A 21029-nucleotide genomic window follows, 5' to 3' on the forward strand; every position below is an offset into this window, starting at 1 on the left:
TTATTTGATGCTAACTAATTTTTTTGAAACCCATCCATTTTTATTTCCAAATTTAATTTTAACCCAGTCTTTATTAGACAAATCAATAATTTCATACTTTATATTTTTCTTAAGTTGACCAATAACCCTTGAACTTGTACTTGCCTTTTCTCTTAAGTTGATTGTATTATTTACCACTACATATTGAATTTGTTTTATACATTCTGTTTTATCAGCACTAGTGATATACCCCTGATTACAGTAACAAGTATTGTTGTATAAATATGAATTCAACGGACACTCTGTATTGTTAGTTTGAAAATTTACCCCTATTTCTTTTTTTACCAAGAAGAAATTGGAATCTACCATCACTATATTTGTGATATCGCAAGTCTCATTATCATCTTGCAGGACAACTTTGTCATAGCGCTCTATTCTTAAATTAGTCCCCAAATTAATAACTATGTTTTTATTAAGATATCTACTAAATGTTCCGCTAAAACAACCAAATCCATATTCAATAGAATAATAACCACCACCATAATCACTTTTTATAACTGCCTTTTTGGCAGCTGTATCTAATTCTATTAATTTATAATAAACATTGTTTTGTTTTTCTGCGCACTGATTTTCACTATTAAAGGTGTACCCTGCATAACATTCACACTTGTTTGTTGATGAGTTATAAGAAGAATAAAGTCCAAACTTACTTCTACAAGCTTGATTGCCATCTAAACATCTTTGGTTACCATATGAATCAGAATTCATAATATAGCCACTCATGCACTTACATCCTCCGCTTGAATAATCTGACATAGCGCCTATCCCATATTTCTCAGAACAAGAGACACATCTACTTCCCGTAAAAGTATTATCCCAAACATAGCCACTACTACATTTACAGCTATTACTGTAGCTATCATATTCGGACCCTAAACCATAATTGTCATAACAATATGAGGAACCACTTACACAATATGGCTGGCCCATAAAGCTTTTACCCCAAATGTAACCACTCATGCATTTACAATATCCAGAATAATCTGCATATGCCATTAACCCATATTGTGAACAATCCAAAAAAGCTTTAGATGGTAGAGGAATAAAAATAGCTACAATAAAGATAACTAAAACTAATTTAAACCAATTATCTTTTATAATATTTTTCATATTGTTAATCATTGAAATAATCATTGTCATCACTTGACCCATTCTTTAGAGAACTTATTTCACTTTTTAAATCATCAAGTTTTGAGATTATATTTCCATAACCTTTCTTTACAGCGCTGGCAGTAAACAATACAACAAGAATAAGAGTAATAATAAGGTCCCATGACATATTTTTATAATTTTATAAATAATTTATAGCTACTTACATTTTAACACTATGTCAACTTTTGTCAAGTTTTGTTAATACTGATATTTGCCTCATTCATACCCCATATCTCCTGCTTCTATACTCAAGGTTTAAACAAGCCCTACAACCAAATCCCTGATTTATAGGCTGTTTATACAGCTTTCCAACCCTTCTCCCGCACAAGGGGCATTTAAACCAATACCTAAGGCCTTTATAGTGGGTAGCGCTAGTTATTAACCCTATTTTAAGGCCATCAGCCTCAATCTCAGAGTAAAGTAAAATCTCCTTTAGTTTTCCCCTGGTTCTTTTTAAGAATAAGTTAATATCTATTTGTTGGCAGTCCTCAACTAAAAATTTTTTGCCTAAATCATTAAGGTTTGATAATTTCATTTTTTTCATTGCTTACATTAATTTGTTGTTTATCAGAAACGAAAGCAGTATGTGCTTTGATGTTCATTTCAACTAACGGGGCTTTAAGCTGTTTAAGAGCTAATACTGAATTTAAAAATTGCCGATTTGCTCTATCAACTTGTTTGCTTAATATCTCCAAATAACGAACAGGGTCTTTTGTACTATCATATGAATCATTAAAATAATCATTTAATCTTTTAGAACAATCCATAAATCTAATATGTGTAGTGGCAACAACCGTAGCTACTGCTTTTTCTAATTCAGTGGTGCAATTGTTCTCTTCTATTATCCTAGAAATTAATTCAAAAACCCAGTCGTGTAATTTAGGGTCAAAACTTTCCATTGCCGTTGCATGCACTTCTGATTCAAGAGCTCTAAATAGTTTATTTATATTTTTATTAAGCCTTTCGGTTGCAATCTTTTTCTCCTCTTCATTCCCGTTCATTATTTTAGGTAATATTTCTTCATGTAACTCACGAGTAACAGAATAAAAACCCAAGCTTTTCTTAATAGGATTAAGAACTTTTTCAATACTAGTTGGTTCTTTGTTCTGCAATTTATTATTCATATAATTATTTAAAGATAATTCTAATATTATATTCTTCTTTTATATTTTTCTATTTATATTATTAGTGGGTATATGGCGCCTATATAGTGGGTTTATAGCTCCTATGTTAAGGTATCTAATAACTATTACGGAGAACCATTCATAACTTTATAAACATTACTTCTATGGTTTAATTTTTTTTCTTTTGAAATATAACTCTTAAGCTCTAACCCCTTAATCGCTTTTTTTACACTAGATTCACTACAGGGAACATTCTTAGCAATAGTTGATATACTCGGCCAACAAGTACGATGAATCATCAAATATTTTTTTATTACTATCCAAGTCATTTTTTCATAAACAGATAGCTCCTTTGAGGTAATAAAACTATTTGGCACCATAGTAAAATTTCCCCTATTTTTTACTTTAGGGATACTAACGAATTTAACATTTCTAGATATAATATCTTCTATACTTTCCATATAAATCTACTAAAAAAATTTAGAAAGCGCCCTTAACTATACTTTTGATGGTTCTTACTGATTCCATTAGAGACTTAGCCCCTATTGTAATTTTGTCATTTAAATAATCCGATATAATTTTTTCACACTTATCCTTATTGGCAAACACAAAGAAACAACTCCCGTTTTCCCAAAAAGTAGTATCCAAAACCTGCTTCATGGAATATAGAATAGTCGCGATTTCGCTATCTTTAGTTTGATATAAATCTTTATAGTAATTTTTAGTCATATTAGTCATATAGGTGCTTAGCTTAAGCTAATTGATATAATACTCGTCTTTTAAAAATAACCTTGTTAGAACGCTGATTTAACCTTATTTTTTGTTGTGGTAGGGCTATTTGAAAGCCTCACTAAATGTTTGAGAATATCTTTTTTATCACTTGAGGCGTAATCGTCCTTAGATACTAATCTATTAAACCAGCGACTTATTGTCTGAGTACTAAACCTCCGTCCAACAACAGCTTCAGTAAAACAGATATAGGAACTATAACCAGGATTCTTAATTTCTATGTTTTTGTAGCGACGATGTATGCTCTTCATATTTTTCTAAATTTAAATTATTAATTAAATCAATATTTAATAACATTTCAAGTGCTTTATATAGCCTTAACTCTACCTCGGGTGGCGAGGTTAAAGATTCTATTAACTGAATATGATAATCTTCTTTCATTTGAATATAAAAAAAATTATGGTAGTACCATAATTAATATAACGTATGCTTGTTACCTCAGTTGTGACAACAATTTTTAAAATTATTGTCACATATTATTACCAAATATTTTCTTCTTTTTTTTCTTAATTCTTGAGTTTATCTGTCTTGCGTTACCAGCACTACCACTATCGCCAAGTAAGCTATCGGCAACATCAGCGCTGGTTTTACCTACGTCAACAATTTCAAGGTCACGTAAGTTATTCTTTTTGATTTCCTTAAATTTTTCAGGTGTTATTACTCCTTTTTCCATTTCTTTTTTAACAAGTGACAGGTATCCATAAGTTTTTTCTTCTTTATGACTAGGAATACGCGTTGACATTTCTTTTTCAATAGCTATGTCTCTTTTAATATTTCTACTTCTTCTTACTTGCTTGGTATAATCTGGGTTAAGATATTCTTTCTGAAAATATTTTAATAATTTTAAAGCTTCTTTTTCCTCTTTAACGCTTAGTCGTGCATAAGTTACAAGGCTTACTTTTTCAGAATATTTTACAACTTTTCCATTTTTATCTATCAAAGCTATAGGTGAGTTAACAATATCGTAATTAATTGGTGTTTGTAGCGCTGGTTCTAAAAATTTTTCAGGGAACAGGGTTTCAAATCCCCATTTGTTATATTTTATATAAACAATAATTTGGCTCCTCATAAGAGAAAATGGTAATTTAAACTTTTTCCCTATTGCTCGTAGCTCTTCATCAATGTCTCCAAAAAAACCAAAAGAGCCCGTATCAGTATTTATAGAAAACTTATTACGAAATTTTTTTACAGCGGACTGAAATGGCTCCTCTGTTTCAAGAAGTTTTAATCTATCAATTTGTTCATCGGTTAACCTAAATTTGTTTTTAATATCTTCCATATAAATCTACATATACATTTACTTTACTCTAATTTTGTCGCTTCCTCAAATTTACTATAATTGGCTAATATTTACAAATAACTAAATAGGGTATAGCATTAAAATATAATTATTTGAATATAATAATATGAAAAAACTATTCATTTTTGTGCTAATTTCTGCTGTTTTAACCTTCGGACTTTCTATTCATAATGCAGAAGCTAGAGCTCGTTATGGAAGTCATCGTATTGGTGGTTATAATAGTCATGGCAAAGGAAGTCACTATATTGGGGGTTATGTTAGAAGTTGTCATGGGTGGGCGTGTCGATAATATAAAATTTAATAATAAACACATAATATGCTTATAAAAAGAACTAGAATTATTATTTCGGTTCTTTTTATTTTAACAGTGGTATTTAACTATTTTTATGGTGCTTCTTTGTATTCAACAATTCTCGGCAAAGAGGGGCAGTATACAATAGGCAAGCTGTGCGTTACGTCTCGTACGGATTGTGAAAATACTTACTTTAAAGAGTATCTAGATAAAATTAGTTCAATATCAAATGAAAAACGAGAGTATTTTTCAAATATATTTATAAAAGAAAATAGAGCAAATTACACAGAAAATTGTCCATGTCCCTATGATACAGCGTCAAATGGAAGTAGCTGTGGAGGTAGGTCTAGTTATTCAAAGGGGGGTAAAATATCCTATTGCTATGATTCTGATGTTTCGTATGATTTAGTTGCGCAAAAAAAAGATTCGATGATAGCTGAGGCAAGAAAAAATCTTGATAATGCAGTACAAAGAGACATAAATGTTTACCACGAACAGTACACTCTTCTATTTATTATAATTGTTTACGGGTTATTATGGCTTTACTTTAAAAATAAACATTCAAAAATAAATAAAACAAATAATTAATCTATATGAAAAAAATAATACTATTAATACTTATTATCCCGCTGTTTTTAGCAGGATGCACAGACTCAAGCCAATCAACCTACTCGAGTTATCCAAACTATAACTCCGCCACAGAATCATCAACAACCCCCGTTAACGATGGTTGTTGCAAACACTGCACCACTGGCCAAGCTTGTGGTGATTCCTGCATTTCAAGAAGTTATACCTGTCACAAACCGCCTGGTTGTGCTTGTGATTATTAAATTATTTATTAATAATTTAAATATATGAAAAAAATAGTTTATATATTACCCCTATTACTTATTCTAACTGGTTGTTCGAATGATAGCGGTTATTCAAGTAGCTACGACGACTCACCAAGTTACTCTGAATCCTTTATTGATGAATCAGAAGAGCTTGATACCACCAGAAACGACGGCACTCATTCTGTAGAAGCTTGTAATAATACCACTGGTGATTGTTATGATTTAGATGCAGAAATTTCTGACGGAGAAGTGGAGCAAATACAGTTTTCCAATGGTGGTCATTTAGATTTAGATGGGGCTACACTAGACGAAGATGGTAGTGCATCTGGTGATAGTTATACAGATTCAGAGGGATATGATGGAGATACTTGGGATGTTACATGCACTGATTGTGAATAATTAGTTGTTAAAATTAATTTATGAAAAAAAATTGTATTAATCATTCTTGTTATATTCACATTTGTTCTAGTTGAGCCCGTATTTGCTCACCCTGGAAGAACCGACAGGCGAGGTTGCCACACTTGTCGCACAAACTGTAAAAGATGGGGGTTAAGATATGGGCAATACCACTGTCATAGATAGACTACACTCAAGGTTCTTAATACATTATATAAACACCTCTTTAATCAGGGGTGTTTTATTTATAAACCTTAATTATCTCAAATCTAAATACTGGGGGTTGTTGTCCATAACCTAAAAACATTATGAGCACCAGCTGCTGCAATTTCTAAAGCGCGCTTAACATGCTCTTGACCACGCACTTCAGAAAAATCAAATGGTATAATGTCATTTTTTAAAATTAACTCACTAGCTACAAAACTAGAGATATCGTCTTTACCAATTAAATAATTAATTACTTCACGCAAAGTCTCAACTGGCTTAACTTCAATACCTGGAACTAGGGCTGCTTCAGCGGCGTTAACTTTTGGTACAAAAATTTTTGTAAAACTTTTTTTCTGCGCACAAATCGTAGCAGACAAAACACCACTAACCGCTCGCACTTCGCCAGACAAGGCTAGTTCACCAATAAAAATAAATTTATTAAAAGACAAAACTGGATTTATTCTACCGGCCGCAATTAAAACACTAATGGCAATTGGTAAATCATAACTTGGTCCTTGTTTTCTTAAATCAGCTGGCGCTAAATTAACCGTTGTCTTAATGCGCGGGAAATCTAGGCCAGAATTTTTAACAGCACTGCGAACTCTTTCTCTGGATTCGCTTACCGCGATGTCTGGCAAGCCAACAACAGAAAAAGTTCCCATTTGACCGCCGCCCATCTCGGCTTCAACTTCAACTATTTCGGCGTCTAAGCCGACAACAGCGGTTGAAAATATTTTTGAGCTCATAAAGTTTTATTAATTAGATTAATGTCATCCTCGCGCAAGCGAGGATCCAGGGGGTAAAAAATAGTAACTTTATTTTTCATATCTTAAAACATCATAATACAGGTCCCGCCAGGTGGGATTATTTTTCTCAATTAAATTTATTTTCCATTTTCTATACCAATGTTTAAAATCTTTTTCCCTACCAATGGCTGTATTTGGGTCATCAAATATTTCAAAATGAACCAAACGCTTAATATTATACTTTTTAGTAAAACCACAATATTTGCCATTTTTATGTTCTTCTATTCTTTTTAACAAACTACTAGTAAACCCAACGTAAAGAGTACCATTCCTTTTACTTGATAAAATATAAACATAATACACTTTCCCTCCTGTCATAGAATTAGATTAGTTAAAGTTTCTACGGTATACTCCTGGATCCTCGCTTGCGCGAGGATGACATAAAAAAACACCCTCAGCTCCGCCGAAGCGGAGAGGAGGGTGTTTAATAATTTTATTATATCACTAAATTTAACATTGGCAACACCGCACCCTGACGTAAAGTCAGGGTAATTCCATTTAAGCGGAATTACATTCCCATCATACCACCACCATGACTATGACCATGATCATCTTCTTTTTCACCTGGCTTATCAGCAACCACGGTTTCCGTAGTTAAGAACATAATCGCGGCTGAAGCAGCGTTCTCAAGGGCTGAGCGGACTACTTTCGTAGGGTCAATAATTCCAGCTTCAAACATGTCCTTTTCAATCACATCGGTTAGGGCATTAAATCCAGCAAACTTATTACCAGCTTTAACCTGCTCAACAACCTGATTTAGAATTGAAGCGCTGTCTAGGCCAGCGTTATTGATAATCCAATTAAAGGGCTGAACAACTGCGTTGGTTATAACCTTGGCTCCTGGATTTTTTTCTTCTTGCCCAGATATCAACATCGCAATAACTTCACTCGCAATTAATAGCGCAATGCCGCCGCCAGGCACAACGCCTTCGAGTACCGCGGCTTTGGTCGCGTTAAGCGCATCTTCAATCCTATCTTTCTTTTCTTTCATTTCTGTTTCAGTTGCAGCACCAACTTTAATCACTGCTACGCCACCAGATAATTTAGCTAAGCGTTCTTTTAATTTATCTTTATCAAAATCGGATTCAATTAAATCAATTTCTTTCTTAATTTGTTCGGCACGTAATTTAATAGCTTCCTTATTACCAGCGCCATCAACAATAGTAGTATTATCTTTTGAAACAACAACTTTTCTGGCTTGTCCCAAATCAGCTAATTCAGTGGTTTCTAATTTCAAGCCTAAGTCTTCAGAAATAACTTTACCACCAGTTAAGATAGCAATGTCTTCTAACATAGCTTTGCGTCGATCACCAAAACCAGGAGCTTTAATACCTAAAACATTAAAGGTGCCGCGCAATTTATTAACAATAAAAGTAGTCAAAGCTTCGCCTTCAATTTCATCAGCAATTACAACAATATCTTTTTTACCTGATTGAACAACTTTTTCTAGCAATGGTAAAATTTCTTGAATAGAAGAAATCTTTTTATCAGTTAACAAAATGTATGGCTCAGACATTTCAGCCTTCATGGCTTCTGGATTAGTAATCATGTAAGGCGAAACATATCCGCGATCAAATTGCATACCTTCAACCACTTCTTTTTCAACACCAAAGGACATACCTTCTTCAACTGTAATCACACCTTCCTTACCAACGGTTTCCATGGCTTCAGCAATAATAGTACCAATCTCTTTATCATTTGCTGAAATTGAAGCAACTTGAGCAATTTCTTCTTTAGTAGAAATTTCTTTAGAAATACTTTTTAAGTTAGCTACAATTTTAGTAACTCTTTCTTCAATGCCCTTACGAAGTTCCATTGGATTTATGCCCGAGGAAACTAATTTCAAACCTTCAGTAATCATAGCTTGAGCTAAAACCGTGGCGGTAGTTGTTCCATCACCAGCCGCATCACCAGTTTTAGACGTGGCTTCTTTAATTATTTCAGCACCAATATTTTCAAACTTATCTTCTAGCTCAATATCTTTCGCTACTGTTACACCATCTTTGGTAATATGTGGAGCACCATATTTTTTTTCTAAAACAACATTTCTACCCTTTGGTCCAAGTGTAACTTTCACAGCATCGGCTAGCTGATCAACGCCGCGCTTTAAAGCTGCGCGTGCTTCTTCGCCAAAAATAATTTGTTTAGACATATTATTAAATCTTTATCCTTATCATCCTCCGTGCAAACGGAGGATCTTATAGTTTTATTAAATGACTGTTTGTTAAAAAGGAAAAAGTTATTCCATTATTAACATAACATCAGACTCACGAATTACTAAATAATCATTACCGTCAACTTTAATTTCATCAGGTGCATATTTTCTAAACATAACCTTATCGCCAACTTTAACTGACATAGTGGCCGTGTTGCCACTTTCTAAAGTTTTACCAGGACCAGTCGCAATGACTTCACCTTTTTCTGGTTTTTCTTTATCAACCGTATCAGGTAGAACAATGCCGGATTTAGTTGTAGTTTCTTCGACTAAAGGTTTAACAATTAAATAATCGGCTAATGGTTTTAAGTTCATATATTTATTTATAAGTAGTAAGTCCCAGCGAAAGCTGGGATTAGCAATCTAGCAAGGCGACTGCTAACAAGCTATATCTTACCTAGCCCTAGAGATCGTGTCAATATTAGCTTTTTACGATATTGACTTTTGCACTGAAATAAGGTATAAATAAAAAATCTTTTCAAAATATTTCTAAACTAAAATCAAAAAAGGAGTCAAAAATGAGCGATCGCCCATTTAAAAGAGAGAGAAAACTCAAGAAAAGCAAATGCACCGTCTCTAGTGACCTTCCAGAAAAAGGCGAAGTATACGAAGTCATAAGAGAAAAGCAGAAAAGGGGTGCCTGCTTTACCGGCAAGGTAATAAAAATATACGAGAAGGATGAAAAAAATCCCAATTTAAGAATTGAGATGAAAATATCCTCTGCAAAGGATACAGATTTAATTAACAATAAAGTAGTAATGATTTATTTACCGGCCGCGGACATGTGGCAGGTAATAAAAACAATCCCAGGTAAAAAAACAGGCCAAACATTTTATTTAATCGCGGCCTAAAAAACAAATTACAATATAATATTTAAAGCGGCACCTGAATCAGATGACCGCTTTTTTATTTTTTAAAAAAACTAAACAAACACCAGCCATGATCATAATCAAACTTACTATCTGTGGCCAGCGTAAATTAAAAATACTCGGAGTTGAATCTATTTTTATGAGCTCTAAGATAAAACGAATCAAACCGTAGCTAATTAAATAGAAAGCTAAAATTAATTTATCATTAACTTTTTTATTCTTTACTAACACAAACAACCAACAACTAACTACTAGCAACAAGATTGATTCATATAAAAAGGTTGGCTGAAAATAATCGTAACTTTCATAACCCACTGGTCGCTTAAAAAGATTAATCGGAATTCCCCATGATAAATTAGTTGGACGACCAAATAACTCTTGATTAAACCAATTGCCCCATCGTCCAATCGCTTGACCTAAAGCTAATCCAGGCACAAGTGCGCCAATTATTTTCCAAATATTTATTTTTTTTAATTTCGAAAAAACTAGCAACACGATTAAACCGCCGATTATTCCACCATGAATCGCTAAGCCGCCTTGCCAAATTTTATAAATACTAGTCGGGTGATTTATATAATATGGTAATTCTAAAATAACATCATAAAGACGCGCGCCAATTATGCCACCAATAATTAACCAGGTTGAAGCATCTAAAATATTATCTACACTTAAATTATTTCTTAAACCTAAATACAAAAAAACTAGCAAAGCAAAAATAATCGCCAAAGCTAGCATCACACCATACCAATAAATTGTTAGGTTTCCAATTTGTAGGGCAATTGGATATGGGGAGTAAGAATGTAGCCAATAATATATGTTCATAGCTACATTATCTGATGATTAATAAAATGAGTCAAATAAAATTAAAAAAATTAGGCTACCCAACAAAAGTTGAATAGCCTACTTAATATGAGCTAGTTAAATGAGAACACATTGAAATCTAATGTGTTAGTAAATATGTCCCATATAACAATGCCGGTTTCTTTTTCAACGCTTCTCAAGACAACATCTAGTTTATGTCCTGATTTATAGGTTGTAAAATTAAACTTTGAATTTGACACATGCTCTTCTACTCTTACACGGTATGCGTAAATAGAATTATACCTGTCAAAATCAAGCTTTTTATTAGCATACAAGGAAGTGGCTTCGAAATGCCACCTATTGCCTTCTTTTTTGTCAGATAATCTCATCCCAAAATTATTAAGCTGAGCTGACAAGGTAGTCTGCGGCTGAACTTCTTCAACCTTCTTTGAACAGCCAGGTATTATCATGGCTATAAAGAAAACTAAAACAATTAATTGTTTCACGTAAACCCCTTTCAATGAGCTATATTTTTAAATTATAATTATTTTTTAACTTATTCTATGAAACTTACTATATCATAATATGCTATATAAGTCAAGGAAGCAGTAAAAAAGCGCTCATTTTGAGCGCTTTTTAACAAAATAGCTTCAAATATCTATTCCCAATAATCTACTTTGCCCGCTATTCCAAGTGGGCTTGCCTGGTGACTACCTGGCTGTAAATCTCCGACAGTCCCTCCGAGACAATAGTCTAGACTATAAGACTGGCTGCCATCTTTATTGTCTATGCGCTTATAAACATAGTCATTGTCGGTTGAGCATGAACCATCATTTCTAGGCTCGGGGTTACTTGGCACGATTGCCATGTAAGTGGTTTCCTTATAAACAAGGGGCTTACCAGGTATCACTTCGTTACTCAGAGGATATCTATTTGCGTCATTATAGAATAGCTCTACGCCTGACATAATCTGTCGTACATCAGCTACACGCTTCGAGTCACGATCTTTTGAGCCGCTGTTTTTAGTATTAAACATTAGTTCATTAAGACTTGGTGCGTCAGCTGCTAATTTGCCTGCGCCAAGCGGGTTATAGCCGTCTTTAATCTCATTGTAATCACTAAAACCGTCAGCGTCTGTATCTGCTTTAGCTGGATCGGTGCCGTAAACAGCCTCAACTTTATCTGGCAAACCATCAAAATCAGAATCGACTAAACCTTCATTATCTAAATTAGACGATAGCCCCTGAAACTCAGCAAACAACTCGCTAAAAACCTGCTCAACAGGCTTTGCATCTGGCGCTTCAATTTTCACCGGCTGATTAAAATTTTTAAAATTTAAAGTCAGACTAAGATTCCCGGAAGTCTTTATCTTTTCGGTTTTTTTAAAACTCGTTCCGACGTAAATTTTATAAGGCAAAAAATCTTTTTTACCAATCCAAATTTGAATATCATGAGACTCTCCAGTCTTAATTGATTCATCGAATGACTCATCAAAGGACTTATTAAAGTCGATCAGCTCCTGATCCGTCATTTTCTTTTTAGAAACTATTTCAGAAATCTCTATAAATAATTTTTTCATCTCGTCTTTTTCAACATCCAGTTTATAATGATACATATCAAGATCTCCGATTTTTTCACTCTGCATTTTTTCTATTACTTTAAAAATTCTATACTTTTGAAAAGCTAATTTTATGTTAGTTAGTTGGTCTTGAGACAAACCAAAATTATTTGGATTTTCACTTTCAATGTCTACTCCAACTTTCTTTAAAGACTCGGGATCAATTTTCATCCATTTATCATTTAATGGTTTTAAATCAAAGAATCCTAAATCAGGTAGCTGACTGAGTTTTAAATAGATAATTTTTCCAATAGTTCTTAAGTCTAGTGCGAAGGCTATTTCCTTTTGATTGAAGGCATTAGTTTTTATGCCAAAAGAAAAGTAACTACTAGGATTGTCTGGGGTTTCAACATTGATTAAGCTGGAAAAATTGATTAGCAAATTATCTTTTATAGAGGTGTTCGGGTTTTCGCTACCGATCATTAAACTACTGCCTGAACCTAACATGGTGCCAGCTTCAGCTTCTGCCTTAATTTCTCCTGAATATTCAAGTGATTTAATTTCTGCAATTTTTATGGTCATTTTTTGCAAGACAGACTCTGGTGACGGAAAAAACTTAAAATAGGCAAACGCGCTACCGCCAAGCAGAAGAAGAAAAACTATAACAACTGAAGTTATTAGTAATAGTTTTTTATTCAAAAATTTATTTTCCCTGGAACCCGATTGACCAACATCTGCACCAGGAAATTTAAATGCTAAAGCAGGGGACACGATAGCTTTAAAAGCATCGTCAACATCAGACTGCTGCCAGCCCTTAGATAAAAGAATGATCTTAATCTGATCATCGCTCATGTTTAACTGCTTCTGCTGTTTAACATAGTCTACTAATTGCTGATTTACCATATTATTTTTAGATAATTTATAACCACTTACACTTATATAATAAACCATATAATAATAAAAAACCACTCAAGATAAGGTGGTTTTTTATTACTTTAACTATTTACTGGCCAAAAAGAAGTTAGCGGCTTGATCATAGCCAGAGCTATAACCAAAGTAATAACCAGCAGCCACTCCAACAACGAGGGCTAATATAGCCCAAATGACAACTCGTGAACTCATAAACTTATTATTAATAATTATTTTATTAATTTTCCTTGGGTAAATCCTGCCGCGGCGCCTGCAAAGTTTTGGCATACCACAAGAGCTCATCTGTTAAGCCGGCCATTTTCTTATCCCATTCAGCTTCATCTTTTATATTATTTGTATCATCAAACAAGCTAGCGATTGGACCAAAGTAAACACTAGTTCTAACTGGTATCATATGAAACTCAATCGCCAATAATTTTAATTGTTCAATCGCGCGGGCGCCTCCGATTGTTCCGCTAGAAACCCCGATTAAACCTAAAGGCTTATGACTTAGTTCGTGATAAATATTATCTAATAATATCTTTAATTCACCAGGATAGCCATGATTATACTCCGGCGTAACAATTATTAGAGCATCGGCTATATTAGCTATTTCTTTCCATGAATTTATTTTCTCATTTGAGCCATAAGTAGAACCTTGAATATAATCTCTAACATCAATCAGCTCTGTTTCTGCTCCTAGCTTTTTTACATATGACAAAACATAATTAGCTACTAACTCTGACTTTCGACCAACCCTAGCTGTACCCAGAACAATTGGAATATATAATGACATAAATGCTACTTACATCCTAAAGCCGCCTTGCATTGTGCCTGACTTGCTGCTGGAACGTTATCGCAGGCCGCACACTGTGCAGTTTTTAAATTATCTTTTTCTGACGAATCGGTTGTTGTGCTTGGTATTTTTGGCGTAGAACTTGGAATCATAGAACTTAAATCATTAAAAGTAACTCCAGCTGGAAGCTCAAAATATGAGTTATCTTTTGACCAATCGCCACACTTATAATTCATGGCTTTATCCAAACTAACCGACTCCTGCTGTTCAGTTGTTTTAGCATTTTGAACATCAGCTTCGCTGGCAACAATTTTAAAACCAGTCTTTGCTCCTTCTGTCCAAGTATAAGATGTTTTATCAACCATAATCATGTGACTTTCAATTGTTTTATCATCGGCCGTAATTTTGGTGTTACCACGCATTTTTTGATCCGCTAAATAAAAAGTTCCTGTCATGCCTTTATCGCTATAATCACACTTCATGGCTTTACCAGCTAACAATAGATCTTTTAATGACTTAGCTGGCGCCATTTGACTATCATCAGCCAAACGATTATTAATCGCACCTTGATTTGGCTGTTCTTTTTTACCCATTGTAAAGTAAACAGCTAGACCAATAACAACGACAACTCCAATAATGATTAATATTTTTTTATTCATATAAAAATTATTTAATAATTAAAATTTATAAACTAACAAATGGTTTGGCTGACATAAAAAGATAAACCACTAAAGCTAATCCTAAAATAATTCCGCTTATAATTAAAACTTGTTTGATAATTACTTCCTTGTCCATATTAGAATAACTAGTTCAATTGCAAAATTACTAAATTCATATAAGCATCAAACAATAACCAGACTAAATACGGTATGAGCAAGTAGGCTGCTAGAGGACGTAAACGGTAGAAATAATACATTAAAATAATAACCGCAAAAATCAAAGCTACTAAATCAAGCATAGCCAAAGAAGCACTTCTTACATAGAAAAAAATAAATGACCAGGCAATATTTAATATCCACTGAATAATCAAAACAGCCATGGCACGATTAAATAATTTATCATTAATTTTTTTATTGTTAACTACGTCCAACAAAACAAGATACAAACTAATTCCAAGTAAAAGAAACATTACCACCCAGGCTATTGTGGCAAACAAAGCCGATGGGCTTAATGATGATTTTTCTAACTGTGAATACCAATCATTAGGCGTGCCTATGCTCAACACGCTGCCCAAAAGACCAACTAGTTGTGATAAAACGATGCATGATATTAATAACACAATGTGTTTATTTTTCATAAAATTTTAAACTACTGAAAACGACTAACAATAATTTTTTGGGTCGCATCCTTATAATTACCTGCTTTATCATAAGCTCGTAAAGTAACATTATATTTACCAGACTGAGGGAAGGGAATATATATTTCACTACCAATTGGGAAGAAAATTTCATCGTTAACCTTAATATAAAAAACTCTTTGCAAACCACTTAAGGCATCATGACCACTAGCTTGAAAACGAACCATCCCGCCAGGTTTAACTTTTGTTTCACTGGCTTTTAATTCAACCTTATCAGGCGGGGTTGTATCAACCCTAACCGTAACCTCGCCTAGATTATCTAAACCTGATGCATCTTTAGCACTTACAATGAAACGATAAATGCCATCTCTTGGAACATTTTTATGAAGCGGCGGTAAGCTCGCTGGGCTAACAACGCAAGAGTTATCAGCCGCAGTAACAATACCGCTATACCTTGGTTCCCAAGAAATATCAACCCGACCATTAGAATACCAGCGCTCAGCATTAGGATGCGAGGGAGAAAAAACTGTTAGCTCCTTGTTTTGTTGACGATTACCTGAATTCTCAAAACGTAAAGTTGAGTCATTAGCTAAACGTAAAACACTTGTACCCAAACCATCATTGGCTAAAACCTCTGTGTCACTTAAAAATTTAATAGTTGTAGTTGTGGTATCTTCAAGTGCTTTAACAAACAAATCAGCCACAACGGCATTATTTCCAGTAAAACCAGGGTTCGGAATAATACATTCCATCTTTATTTTACCAACTTCTGAATTGTGCTCTGATAAAATAAAATGCCCACAAATCGAACGATCCATGTCAACTGACTGGACTTTTATTTGACTAGGATTATATGAAATGGACAACCTAATAGCATTAACTGATTCATTACCAGTGTCTACTACAGCCGAAATTCTTTGCGTATAGCGACGATCAAATACTCCACCATCGGGTTGAAAACGCAAAACAGAATTATAAAGTTGATAAACCCCGCTTCTTAAGAGTGGGTATTGGCTGTAAAGGCTAGTAAACAAAGCTAGACTAGAAAAAACATAAAAAATAGCAAAAATACTTATAAATGGGCAACACCAAATATTTTGTTTTTCTTTTCTAGAGAAACGTCTATGTAAAATAAATAGAAAAAATAAAAATAGTAAAATTGGCAAAACAGCTCCTAAGGAACCAATTAAAAATATATTATTAAGCGGGATAAGAACTAGGGCGCCACCAGGCGAAGACTCTAGACCAGGAAAGATAACATTACGAATTAAAAAAATATCTCCTTTAGCGGTGCGCACAAAACTATTATCTGAAGCATTCTTTATCCAAGCCGATTCTGGATAAAAATAAGATGAAAAAAGCTTTCTATCAGTCTCATTGGAAAAACTGGAACTATAAACACCACTATCTTTAGTATAAAAAACAATTTGTACGTCCTTATTTAAATACTTTTCAGCAAAACGACTGGCAAAACTATCATCAGCTAAATAATTAGCCGTTAAGGCTCCTATGTTTTTATTGTCCTTATGAACATCACAACCGGTTAGTAACATTAGCTGAGAAGTATCACCCGAGTTTACCTCGACCGAAGCAACTGGATCATTAGTACTAGCAATCGCTCTTCCTAGTGGTGCATTAAGAAAAAAATTATCACCTGTACGAGCAGTGGTCTTAGTTCGAACCAAGGTAAAGCCGTCTTTATTAATCGCACTCATAATACCGACGCCATACTTATTTAGCTGCCAAGGCAGAATACCAGACAAAGCCGAGATATCCTGCTTATAAACCCCGTCAACAACTTCTGGCACAAGCGCTATTTCCTGACAATGTTTTTCAAGTTTTTCTAGCTCTGTATTAATACCACTTCTTGTATTAAGAACATAATCTCTAGAAATTTTTTCTGGAAACTTGTAGAAGGTTATATAAAAAGCAAAAAGGACAACAACAGTAGAGGCCATTAAAAAAATAATGGCCAATTGAAATGACTTTGTCTTAAGGAGAGTAATTAGACTTGGGCTAATTGAACGTTTCATTACCTATAATTATAGCTCAAAACAAACAATAACAAAATAAAAAATAGCAATAGATAACAAAACTACGGAGAGGGCGAGATTTCCTTCTGCGCTACGCTTCGGAGGACGCAGCGAGCTCGCATTGCGGAAGAGGTAGGATTTCCCGCCAAAGGCAGGTACACCCCTGGCGGAGAACAAGTTTTGCGGAGAGGCAGGGATTTGAACCCTGGAAACCCGTGAAGGTTTACTGCTTTTCGAGAGCAGCGCTTTCAACCACTCAGCCACCTCTCCAAAAAAACTATAGCGCACATAAAGTGCTCTATAATTTTTACTTCCTGTTTCTTGTCTTTTTTAAAATAGGCTTCTTTGCCTTGCTGCTAGTAAAACTTTTTCTGTTTCTCGGATCCTGCTTGCCAAAAAACTTTTTCTTAGCCTTGGTTTTTGTTGTGTCTTTTTTAGCTTCATATCGTCTATCCTTTTTTACAACAATTTCTTTGCTATATTCTTTTAATTTAGCGACATCTTCTTTGCTTATATATTTCCATTCGCCCCGGCGTACCCCACCAACAGTTAAGGGTCCAATCCTAACGCGCGATAAACGCGTGACATGACAATTTAATTTTCTAAACATTCTTCTAATCTGCCTTTTCTTACCTTCACCTAAGGTAACTTCAAAAGTTCTGCCTCGTAAATGTTTTATATGATCGGCTCGTACCACGCCATCACCTAAACCAATATCAACACCTTTCTTAAACTTTTCAATTAATTCAGCAATCTTCTTTTTTTCTTCCGACCTGTCAGTTCCAATGTCATGCCCCAGGGTAACAACATAAACTTTCTTAACACCAAATTTTGGATGGGTTAAATGATAAGCTAGCTCTCCGTCATCAGTTAAAATAACTAAGCCTTCACTTTCTTTATCAAGTCGGCCAACAATACCTAAAACTTTTTTAGTGGTTAGCAGACTAAAAATATTTTTTTCTCCAGGGAAAACCCTGGTCGTACAAACAAAGCCGGCTGGTTTGTGTAACTTAATGTAGAGAAAATTATTTGTAAAAGATAATTTCTTATGATCAACCATAATCTCGTCAGTCGCCTCAGCGCGCTCACCTAAACGACCAGTTCGTCCATTAACAATAACGCGCCCAGATAAAATCATTCTCTCGGCCTCATGCCTTGAGCAAAGACCCGAGGAGGCAATTAATTTTTGTAAAACTATCTTCATAATATTCTCCTTATTATCCTCGCGAAAGCGGGGACCCATTTAATATCTTATATGACACACCAACTAAAGCTAACCACAGCCAAAACAAAATTGCTAGGTCATTCTTAAAATAAGGCACATCAACTATGCCATGGATGATAATGGCTAACATGGCTAAAAGCAAGCCAAAAATGACCCAGGCGAACTGATCCTTATCTTTTAAGGCTAAACAATAGGCTTTAACGCCAATTTGTAAATATCTAACAACTAGCCAAATAAACAGTAAAAGCCCTAACAGCCCTAATTCACTCCAAAAGTTGAGAATAATATTATGTGGATATAAATAGGTTTCTAAGGGCTGCCAATGGCTAGTGCGATAGCTAGGATCCTCGTTAACGCGCTTGGTAAACTCTGCTTGAGGCAACTTCTCTTTATTAAAGAAAAAACCTACCTGATGAAAAGGTGCTACGGCTGTTTGATAATTAGCTAGACCCGCACCAGTTAATATTCTCCCTTGATAAAGCATATTAATAGTTTCTCGCCACTGAATCTTTCTAACCTGTCCGGAAAAATTATTTAGTGACACTCTATCAATAAAATAATCTTTAAAAGCAGGTACGATTGTTAAGCCTAAAATTAAAGCAATAAATAAAACTAAAAATATCTGTCTTGATCGCTTACTGATCAAAACTAATCCGATGGCATAAACTGAAGCGATAGCAAAAATTGCTCCTTCTGATTTGGCAAATAAAATTGCTAATAAAGAAAACAAAATTGAAACAACAACAAAACTAAATATTTTTTTATTTTTATTGTAAAAAGTTGGCAAGGTTCCGCTTAAGAAAAAAATGCTTGGTGCTAAATATAAAGCAACCGCATTAGGATAAGGGAAAAGCGAGGTGGCTCTTCGGCTAGCAGCTTGAGCCCAAAAATCATTTGGAATAAATAGACCTGTTAAATATTGAAAAGTCGCGATTAAAGAAATTACCAAAGCTGAAACACTTAGAGCATAAGCTGCTTTAATAACTTTTTCTTTAGTGGAAAAAACATTAACAAAAATTATAAACAACAAGGCTGGTTCAAAAAAATAAGCCCGCCAAATTCCTAAAGACTTAAAAGATAAGCCAGCCACAACCGCAGCCAGCAAAGAGACGATTAGCCAAGCAATTAATTCCCAATCAAAAGGATAGCGATTGGAAATTTTTTTAACTACTAAATTATTCTTGAGGTTTTTAAAAATAGTTTGGTAATTTTTATATAACCAAACAGCAAACAAAATTAAAATTAAAATCTCTAGTAGAGTTGAGGGAATATTTAAGAAAGAAAAACGAACAACATATAAAGGCAGGGCCCCAATTAAAATTAAAGTTGCTAAATCAAATTTTTTGAAAGCAACGATAGCAAAAGCTAGAGCAATTAAAGCAACTATTAAAAAAGTCATAAAATTTTTCTAGGCGACAAGTAAATATAAACCAAGCATGACCAAAATAATTCCTAGAACTTTTTGCATAACAACGCCTTTACCAAGTTCTTCGTCCAAAACTCCAGGATACTTTTTTGCTAATACCAAAACTAGAATTAATAGGAAGACATATTGTGTGCCTTGCAAGGCGTTAATCATAGAAACATTATCGCCCAAGCTGACTGCCCAGTTAAGCATGATAAAAGCTGCAGCCGCACCCAAACGGACTAAAAAGAAAAAGGCTAATTGCTTTGGCGTCCTATTTTCATGTGTCTTTGACTCATTAATTAAGCGACGCCAACTAGGCACAAACAAAATTGCTAACACTCCCAAAAAACTCCCCAAACGAGACCAAGCAAAAGCTGCAATAAAAGGTTGGCCTGTGTGGGAATAAATATACTTTATGAACACGTAATATGCTGCAAAAAAAACCGCTGACATTAATGAGTTGATAAGCAAACGACGAGTTGGTCTAGCTTCAGCTGCAACCCTACCCACGGTATTGCCAACTACTTCTTTAACACGACCAAATACTTCGCCAATAATATGTAAACGTGTCTTCTTAATAGAAATCAGTAAACCACCAGCAATTAACACAATAAAGGCCGCCAAAGACTGGGGCTCTAGTTTAGCGCCTAAAAAAATGAAGGAGAATAAAAATGAAAAAACAGGAGTTAAAGCGCCAACGATTGGCACAACTCTCGTGGCTTCACTTTGGTGCAAAGCTTTATACCAAAAAACCAAAGTACAAAGAAAAATAAAACCAGCTAGAAGATCGAGTAATAAAATAGTTGGCCTTGGCACCCATGGATCAAAAAATAATAAAACAAAATTTCCGATGCTCCAGATGCCGACATAAAAAGCATAGACAATAGAGGAGTGAATTTTTCTAGACAACAAAAATTTGTCGGCCACATAAACTCCGGCATTTAAAAAGTAAGAACTAATTGCAACAAAAAGCCACATAA

At 34.3% G+C, this 21029-nt stretch carries 27 protein-coding genes, 1 tRNA gene and 1 pseudogene; 5 read left to right on the forward strand and 24 right to left on the reverse strand.

All coding sequences use genetic code 11. The features are described 5' to 3' along the window. From NTY12_05470 to NTY12_05505, 8 genes are all read right to left on the reverse strand, one after another. The gene (locus tag NTY12_05470) at positions 1-1149 is read right to left on the reverse strand and encodes an SH3 domain-containing protein (GenBank protein MCX6793433.1); all 1149 of its coding nucleotides are present in this window, start codon (positions 1147-1149) and stop codon (positions 1-3) included. Positions 1150-1153: 4 nt separating this feature from the next. After that, positions 1154-1318, reverse strand: a complete 165-nt coding sequence (locus tag NTY12_05475; GenBank protein ID MCX6793434.1) for a hypothetical protein — start codon at positions 1316-1318, stop codon at positions 1154-1156. A gap of 93 nt (positions 1319-1411) precedes the next feature. Then, a complete protein-coding gene (locus tag NTY12_05480) occupies positions 1412-1735 on the reverse strand; it encodes a hypothetical protein (protein ID MCX6793435.1) in 324 nt (107 codons plus the stop codon). Continuing rightward, positions 1707-2315, reverse strand: coding sequence for a hypothetical protein (locus NTY12_05485; protein ID MCX6793436.1), 609 nt, complete (start codon positions 2313-2315; stop codon positions 1707-1709). The genes NTY12_05480 and NTY12_05485 overlap by 29 nt, the downstream gene beginning before the upstream one ends. A 125-nt stretch (positions 2316-2440) precedes the next feature. Beyond that, positions 2441-2776 (reverse strand): helix-turn-helix domain-containing protein, encoded by a 336-nt coding sequence (locus NTY12_05490; GenBank protein ID MCX6793437.1) that lies wholly within the window; start codon positions 2774-2776, stop codon positions 2441-2443. A gap of 19 nt (positions 2777-2795) precedes the next feature. Then, complete coding sequence (locus tag NTY12_05495) at positions 2796-3044, reverse strand: DUF5659 domain-containing protein (protein MCX6793438.1); 249 nt, start codon at positions 3042-3044, stop codon at positions 2796-2798. Between the two features lie 65 nt (positions 3045-3109). Then, positions 3110-3355 carry a hypothetical protein gene (locus NTY12_05500; GenBank protein ID MCX6793439.1) on the reverse strand — a complete coding sequence of 82 codons (246 nt, stop codon included), beginning with the start codon at positions 3353-3355 and terminating at the stop codon, positions 3110-3112. A 218-nt stretch (positions 3356-3573) separates the two neighbouring features. Further along, positions 3574-4383: a hypothetical protein gene (locus NTY12_05505; GenBank protein ID MCX6793440.1), complete on the reverse strand. Its 810-nt coding sequence runs from the start codon at positions 4381-4383 to the stop codon at positions 3574-3576. Positions 4384-4510: 127 nt separating this feature from the next. Here NTY12_05505 and NTY12_05510 point away from each other — a divergent pair, with 127 nt between their 5' ends. The 4 genes and pseudogenes from NTY12_05510 to NTY12_05525 all read left to right on the forward strand — a co-directional run bounded on the left by NTY12_05510 (position 4511) and on the right by NTY12_05525 (position 6105). Next, on the forward strand, positions 4511-4693 hold the full coding sequence (locus NTY12_05510) for a hypothetical protein (protein ID MCX6793441.1): 183 nt from the start codon (positions 4511-4513) through the stop codon (positions 4691-4693). Positions 4694-4720: 27 nt separating this feature from the next. Continuing rightward, entirely contained in the window at positions 4721-5284 is a 564-nt protein-coding gene (locus NTY12_05515) for a hypothetical protein (GenBank protein ID MCX6793442.1), read from the forward strand. A gap of 266 nt (positions 5285-5550) precedes the next feature. Then, positions 5551-5928: a membrane lipoprotein lipid attachment site-containing protein gene (locus NTY12_05520; GenBank protein MCX6793443.1), complete on the forward strand. Its 378-nt coding sequence runs from the start codon at positions 5551-5553 to the stop codon at positions 5926-5928. Positions 5929-5958: 30 nt separating this feature from the next. Then, a pseudogene (locus NTY12_05525) lies at positions 5959-6105 on the forward strand (YHYH domain-containing protein). An 89-nt stretch (positions 6106-6194) separates the two neighbouring features. Here NTY12_05525 and NTY12_05530 read toward each other — a convergent pair. The 4 genes from NTY12_05530 to NTY12_05545 all read right to left on the reverse strand — a co-directional run bounded on the left by NTY12_05530 (position 6195) and on the right by NTY12_05545 (position 9468). After that, positions 6195-6878, reverse strand: coding sequence for an ATP-binding protein (locus tag NTY12_05530; protein ID MCX6793444.1), 684 nt, complete (start codon positions 6876-6878; stop codon positions 6195-6197). Between the two features lie 69 nt (positions 6879-6947). After that, positions 6948-7256, reverse strand: coding sequence for a GIY-YIG nuclease family protein (locus tag NTY12_05535; GenBank protein MCX6793445.1), 309 nt, complete (start codon positions 7254-7256; stop codon positions 6948-6950). A 190-nt stretch (positions 7257-7446) separates the two neighbouring features. Beyond that, complete coding sequence (groL, locus tag NTY12_05540) at positions 7447-9090, reverse strand: chaperonin GroEL (protein ID MCX6793446.1); 1644 nt, start codon at positions 9088-9090, stop codon at positions 7447-7449. Positions 9091-9177: 87 nt separating this feature from the next. Further along, entirely contained in the window at positions 9178-9468 is a 291-nt protein-coding gene (locus NTY12_05545) for a co-chaperone GroES (protein ID MCX6793447.1), read from the reverse strand. A 203-nt stretch (positions 9469-9671) separates the two neighbouring features. Here NTY12_05545 and NTY12_05550 point away from each other — a divergent pair, with 203 nt between their 5' ends. After that, entirely contained in the window at positions 9672-10004 is a 333-nt protein-coding gene (locus NTY12_05550) for a hypothetical protein (GenBank protein MCX6793448.1), read from the forward strand. A gap of 39 nt (positions 10005-10043) precedes the next feature. Here the strand turns inward: NTY12_05550 and lgt are convergent, their stop codons facing one another. The 12 genes from lgt to NTY12_05610 form a co-directional block, all read right to left on the reverse strand. Beyond that, positions 10044-10844, reverse strand: coding sequence for a prolipoprotein diacylglyceryl transferase (gene lgt / locus NTY12_05555; protein ID MCX6793449.1), 801 nt, complete (start codon positions 10842-10844; stop codon positions 10044-10046). 92 nt (positions 10845-10936) lie between these two features. Then, on the reverse strand, positions 10937-11329 hold the full coding sequence (locus tag NTY12_05560; protein MCX6793450.1) for a hypothetical protein: 393 nt from the start codon (positions 11327-11329) through the stop codon (positions 10937-10939). Positions 11330-11481: 152 nt separating this feature from the next. After that, the gene (locus NTY12_05565; GenBank protein ID MCX6793451.1) at positions 11482-13284 is read right to left on the reverse strand and encodes a hypothetical protein; all 1803 of its coding nucleotides are present in this window, start codon (positions 13282-13284) and stop codon (positions 11482-11484) included. A 96-nt stretch (positions 13285-13380) separates the two neighbouring features. Next, positions 13381-13503, reverse strand: a complete 123-nt coding sequence (locus NTY12_05570) for a hypothetical protein (GenBank protein MCX6793452.1) — start codon at positions 13501-13503, stop codon at positions 13381-13383. A 25-nt stretch (positions 13504-13528) separates the two neighbouring features. After that, entirely contained in the window at positions 13529-14086 is a 558-nt protein-coding gene (locus tag NTY12_05575; GenBank protein MCX6793453.1) for an NAD(P)H-dependent oxidoreductase, read from the reverse strand. Between the two features lie 5 nt (positions 14087-14091). Further along, positions 14092-14745, reverse strand: a complete 654-nt coding sequence (locus tag NTY12_05580) for a hypothetical protein (protein ID MCX6793454.1) — start codon at positions 14743-14745, stop codon at positions 14092-14094. A 146-nt stretch (positions 14746-14891) separates the two neighbouring features. Further along, positions 14892-15383 carry a tryptophan-rich sensory protein gene (locus NTY12_05585; GenBank protein ID MCX6793455.1) on the reverse strand — a complete coding sequence of 164 codons (492 nt, stop codon included), beginning with the start codon at positions 15381-15383 and terminating at the stop codon, positions 14892-14894. An 11-nt stretch (positions 15384-15394) separates the two neighbouring features. Further along, positions 15395-17416, reverse strand: a complete 2022-nt coding sequence (locus NTY12_05590; protein ID MCX6793456.1) for a hypothetical protein — start codon at positions 17414-17416, stop codon at positions 15395-15397. A 183-nt stretch (positions 17417-17599) separates the two neighbouring features. Beyond that, positions 17600-17686 (reverse strand) — tRNA-Ser (locus NTY12_05595). A gap of 37 nt (positions 17687-17723) precedes the next feature. Beyond that, positions 17724-18620, reverse strand: a complete 897-nt coding sequence (locus NTY12_05600; protein ID MCX6793457.1) for a pseudouridine synthase — start codon at positions 18618-18620, stop codon at positions 17724-17726. Positions 18621-18633: 13 nt separating this feature from the next. Next, complete coding sequence (locus NTY12_05605; GenBank protein MCX6793458.1) at positions 18634-20040, reverse strand: O-antigen ligase family protein; 1407 nt, start codon at positions 20038-20040, stop codon at positions 18634-18636. A gap of 9 nt (positions 20041-20049) precedes the next feature. Continuing rightward, positions 20050-21027 carry an EamA family transporter gene (locus NTY12_05610; protein ID MCX6793459.1) on the reverse strand — a complete coding sequence of 326 codons (978 nt, stop codon included), beginning with the start codon at positions 21025-21027 and terminating at the stop codon, positions 20050-20052. Positions 21028-21029: the final 2 nt, after the last annotated feature.

It is taken from the genome of Candidatus Falkowbacteria bacterium (genome assembly GCA_026396835.1).
Classification (GTDB): Bacteria; Patescibacteriota; Patescibacteriia; order Patescibacteriales; family Patescibacteriaceae; genus Patescibacterium.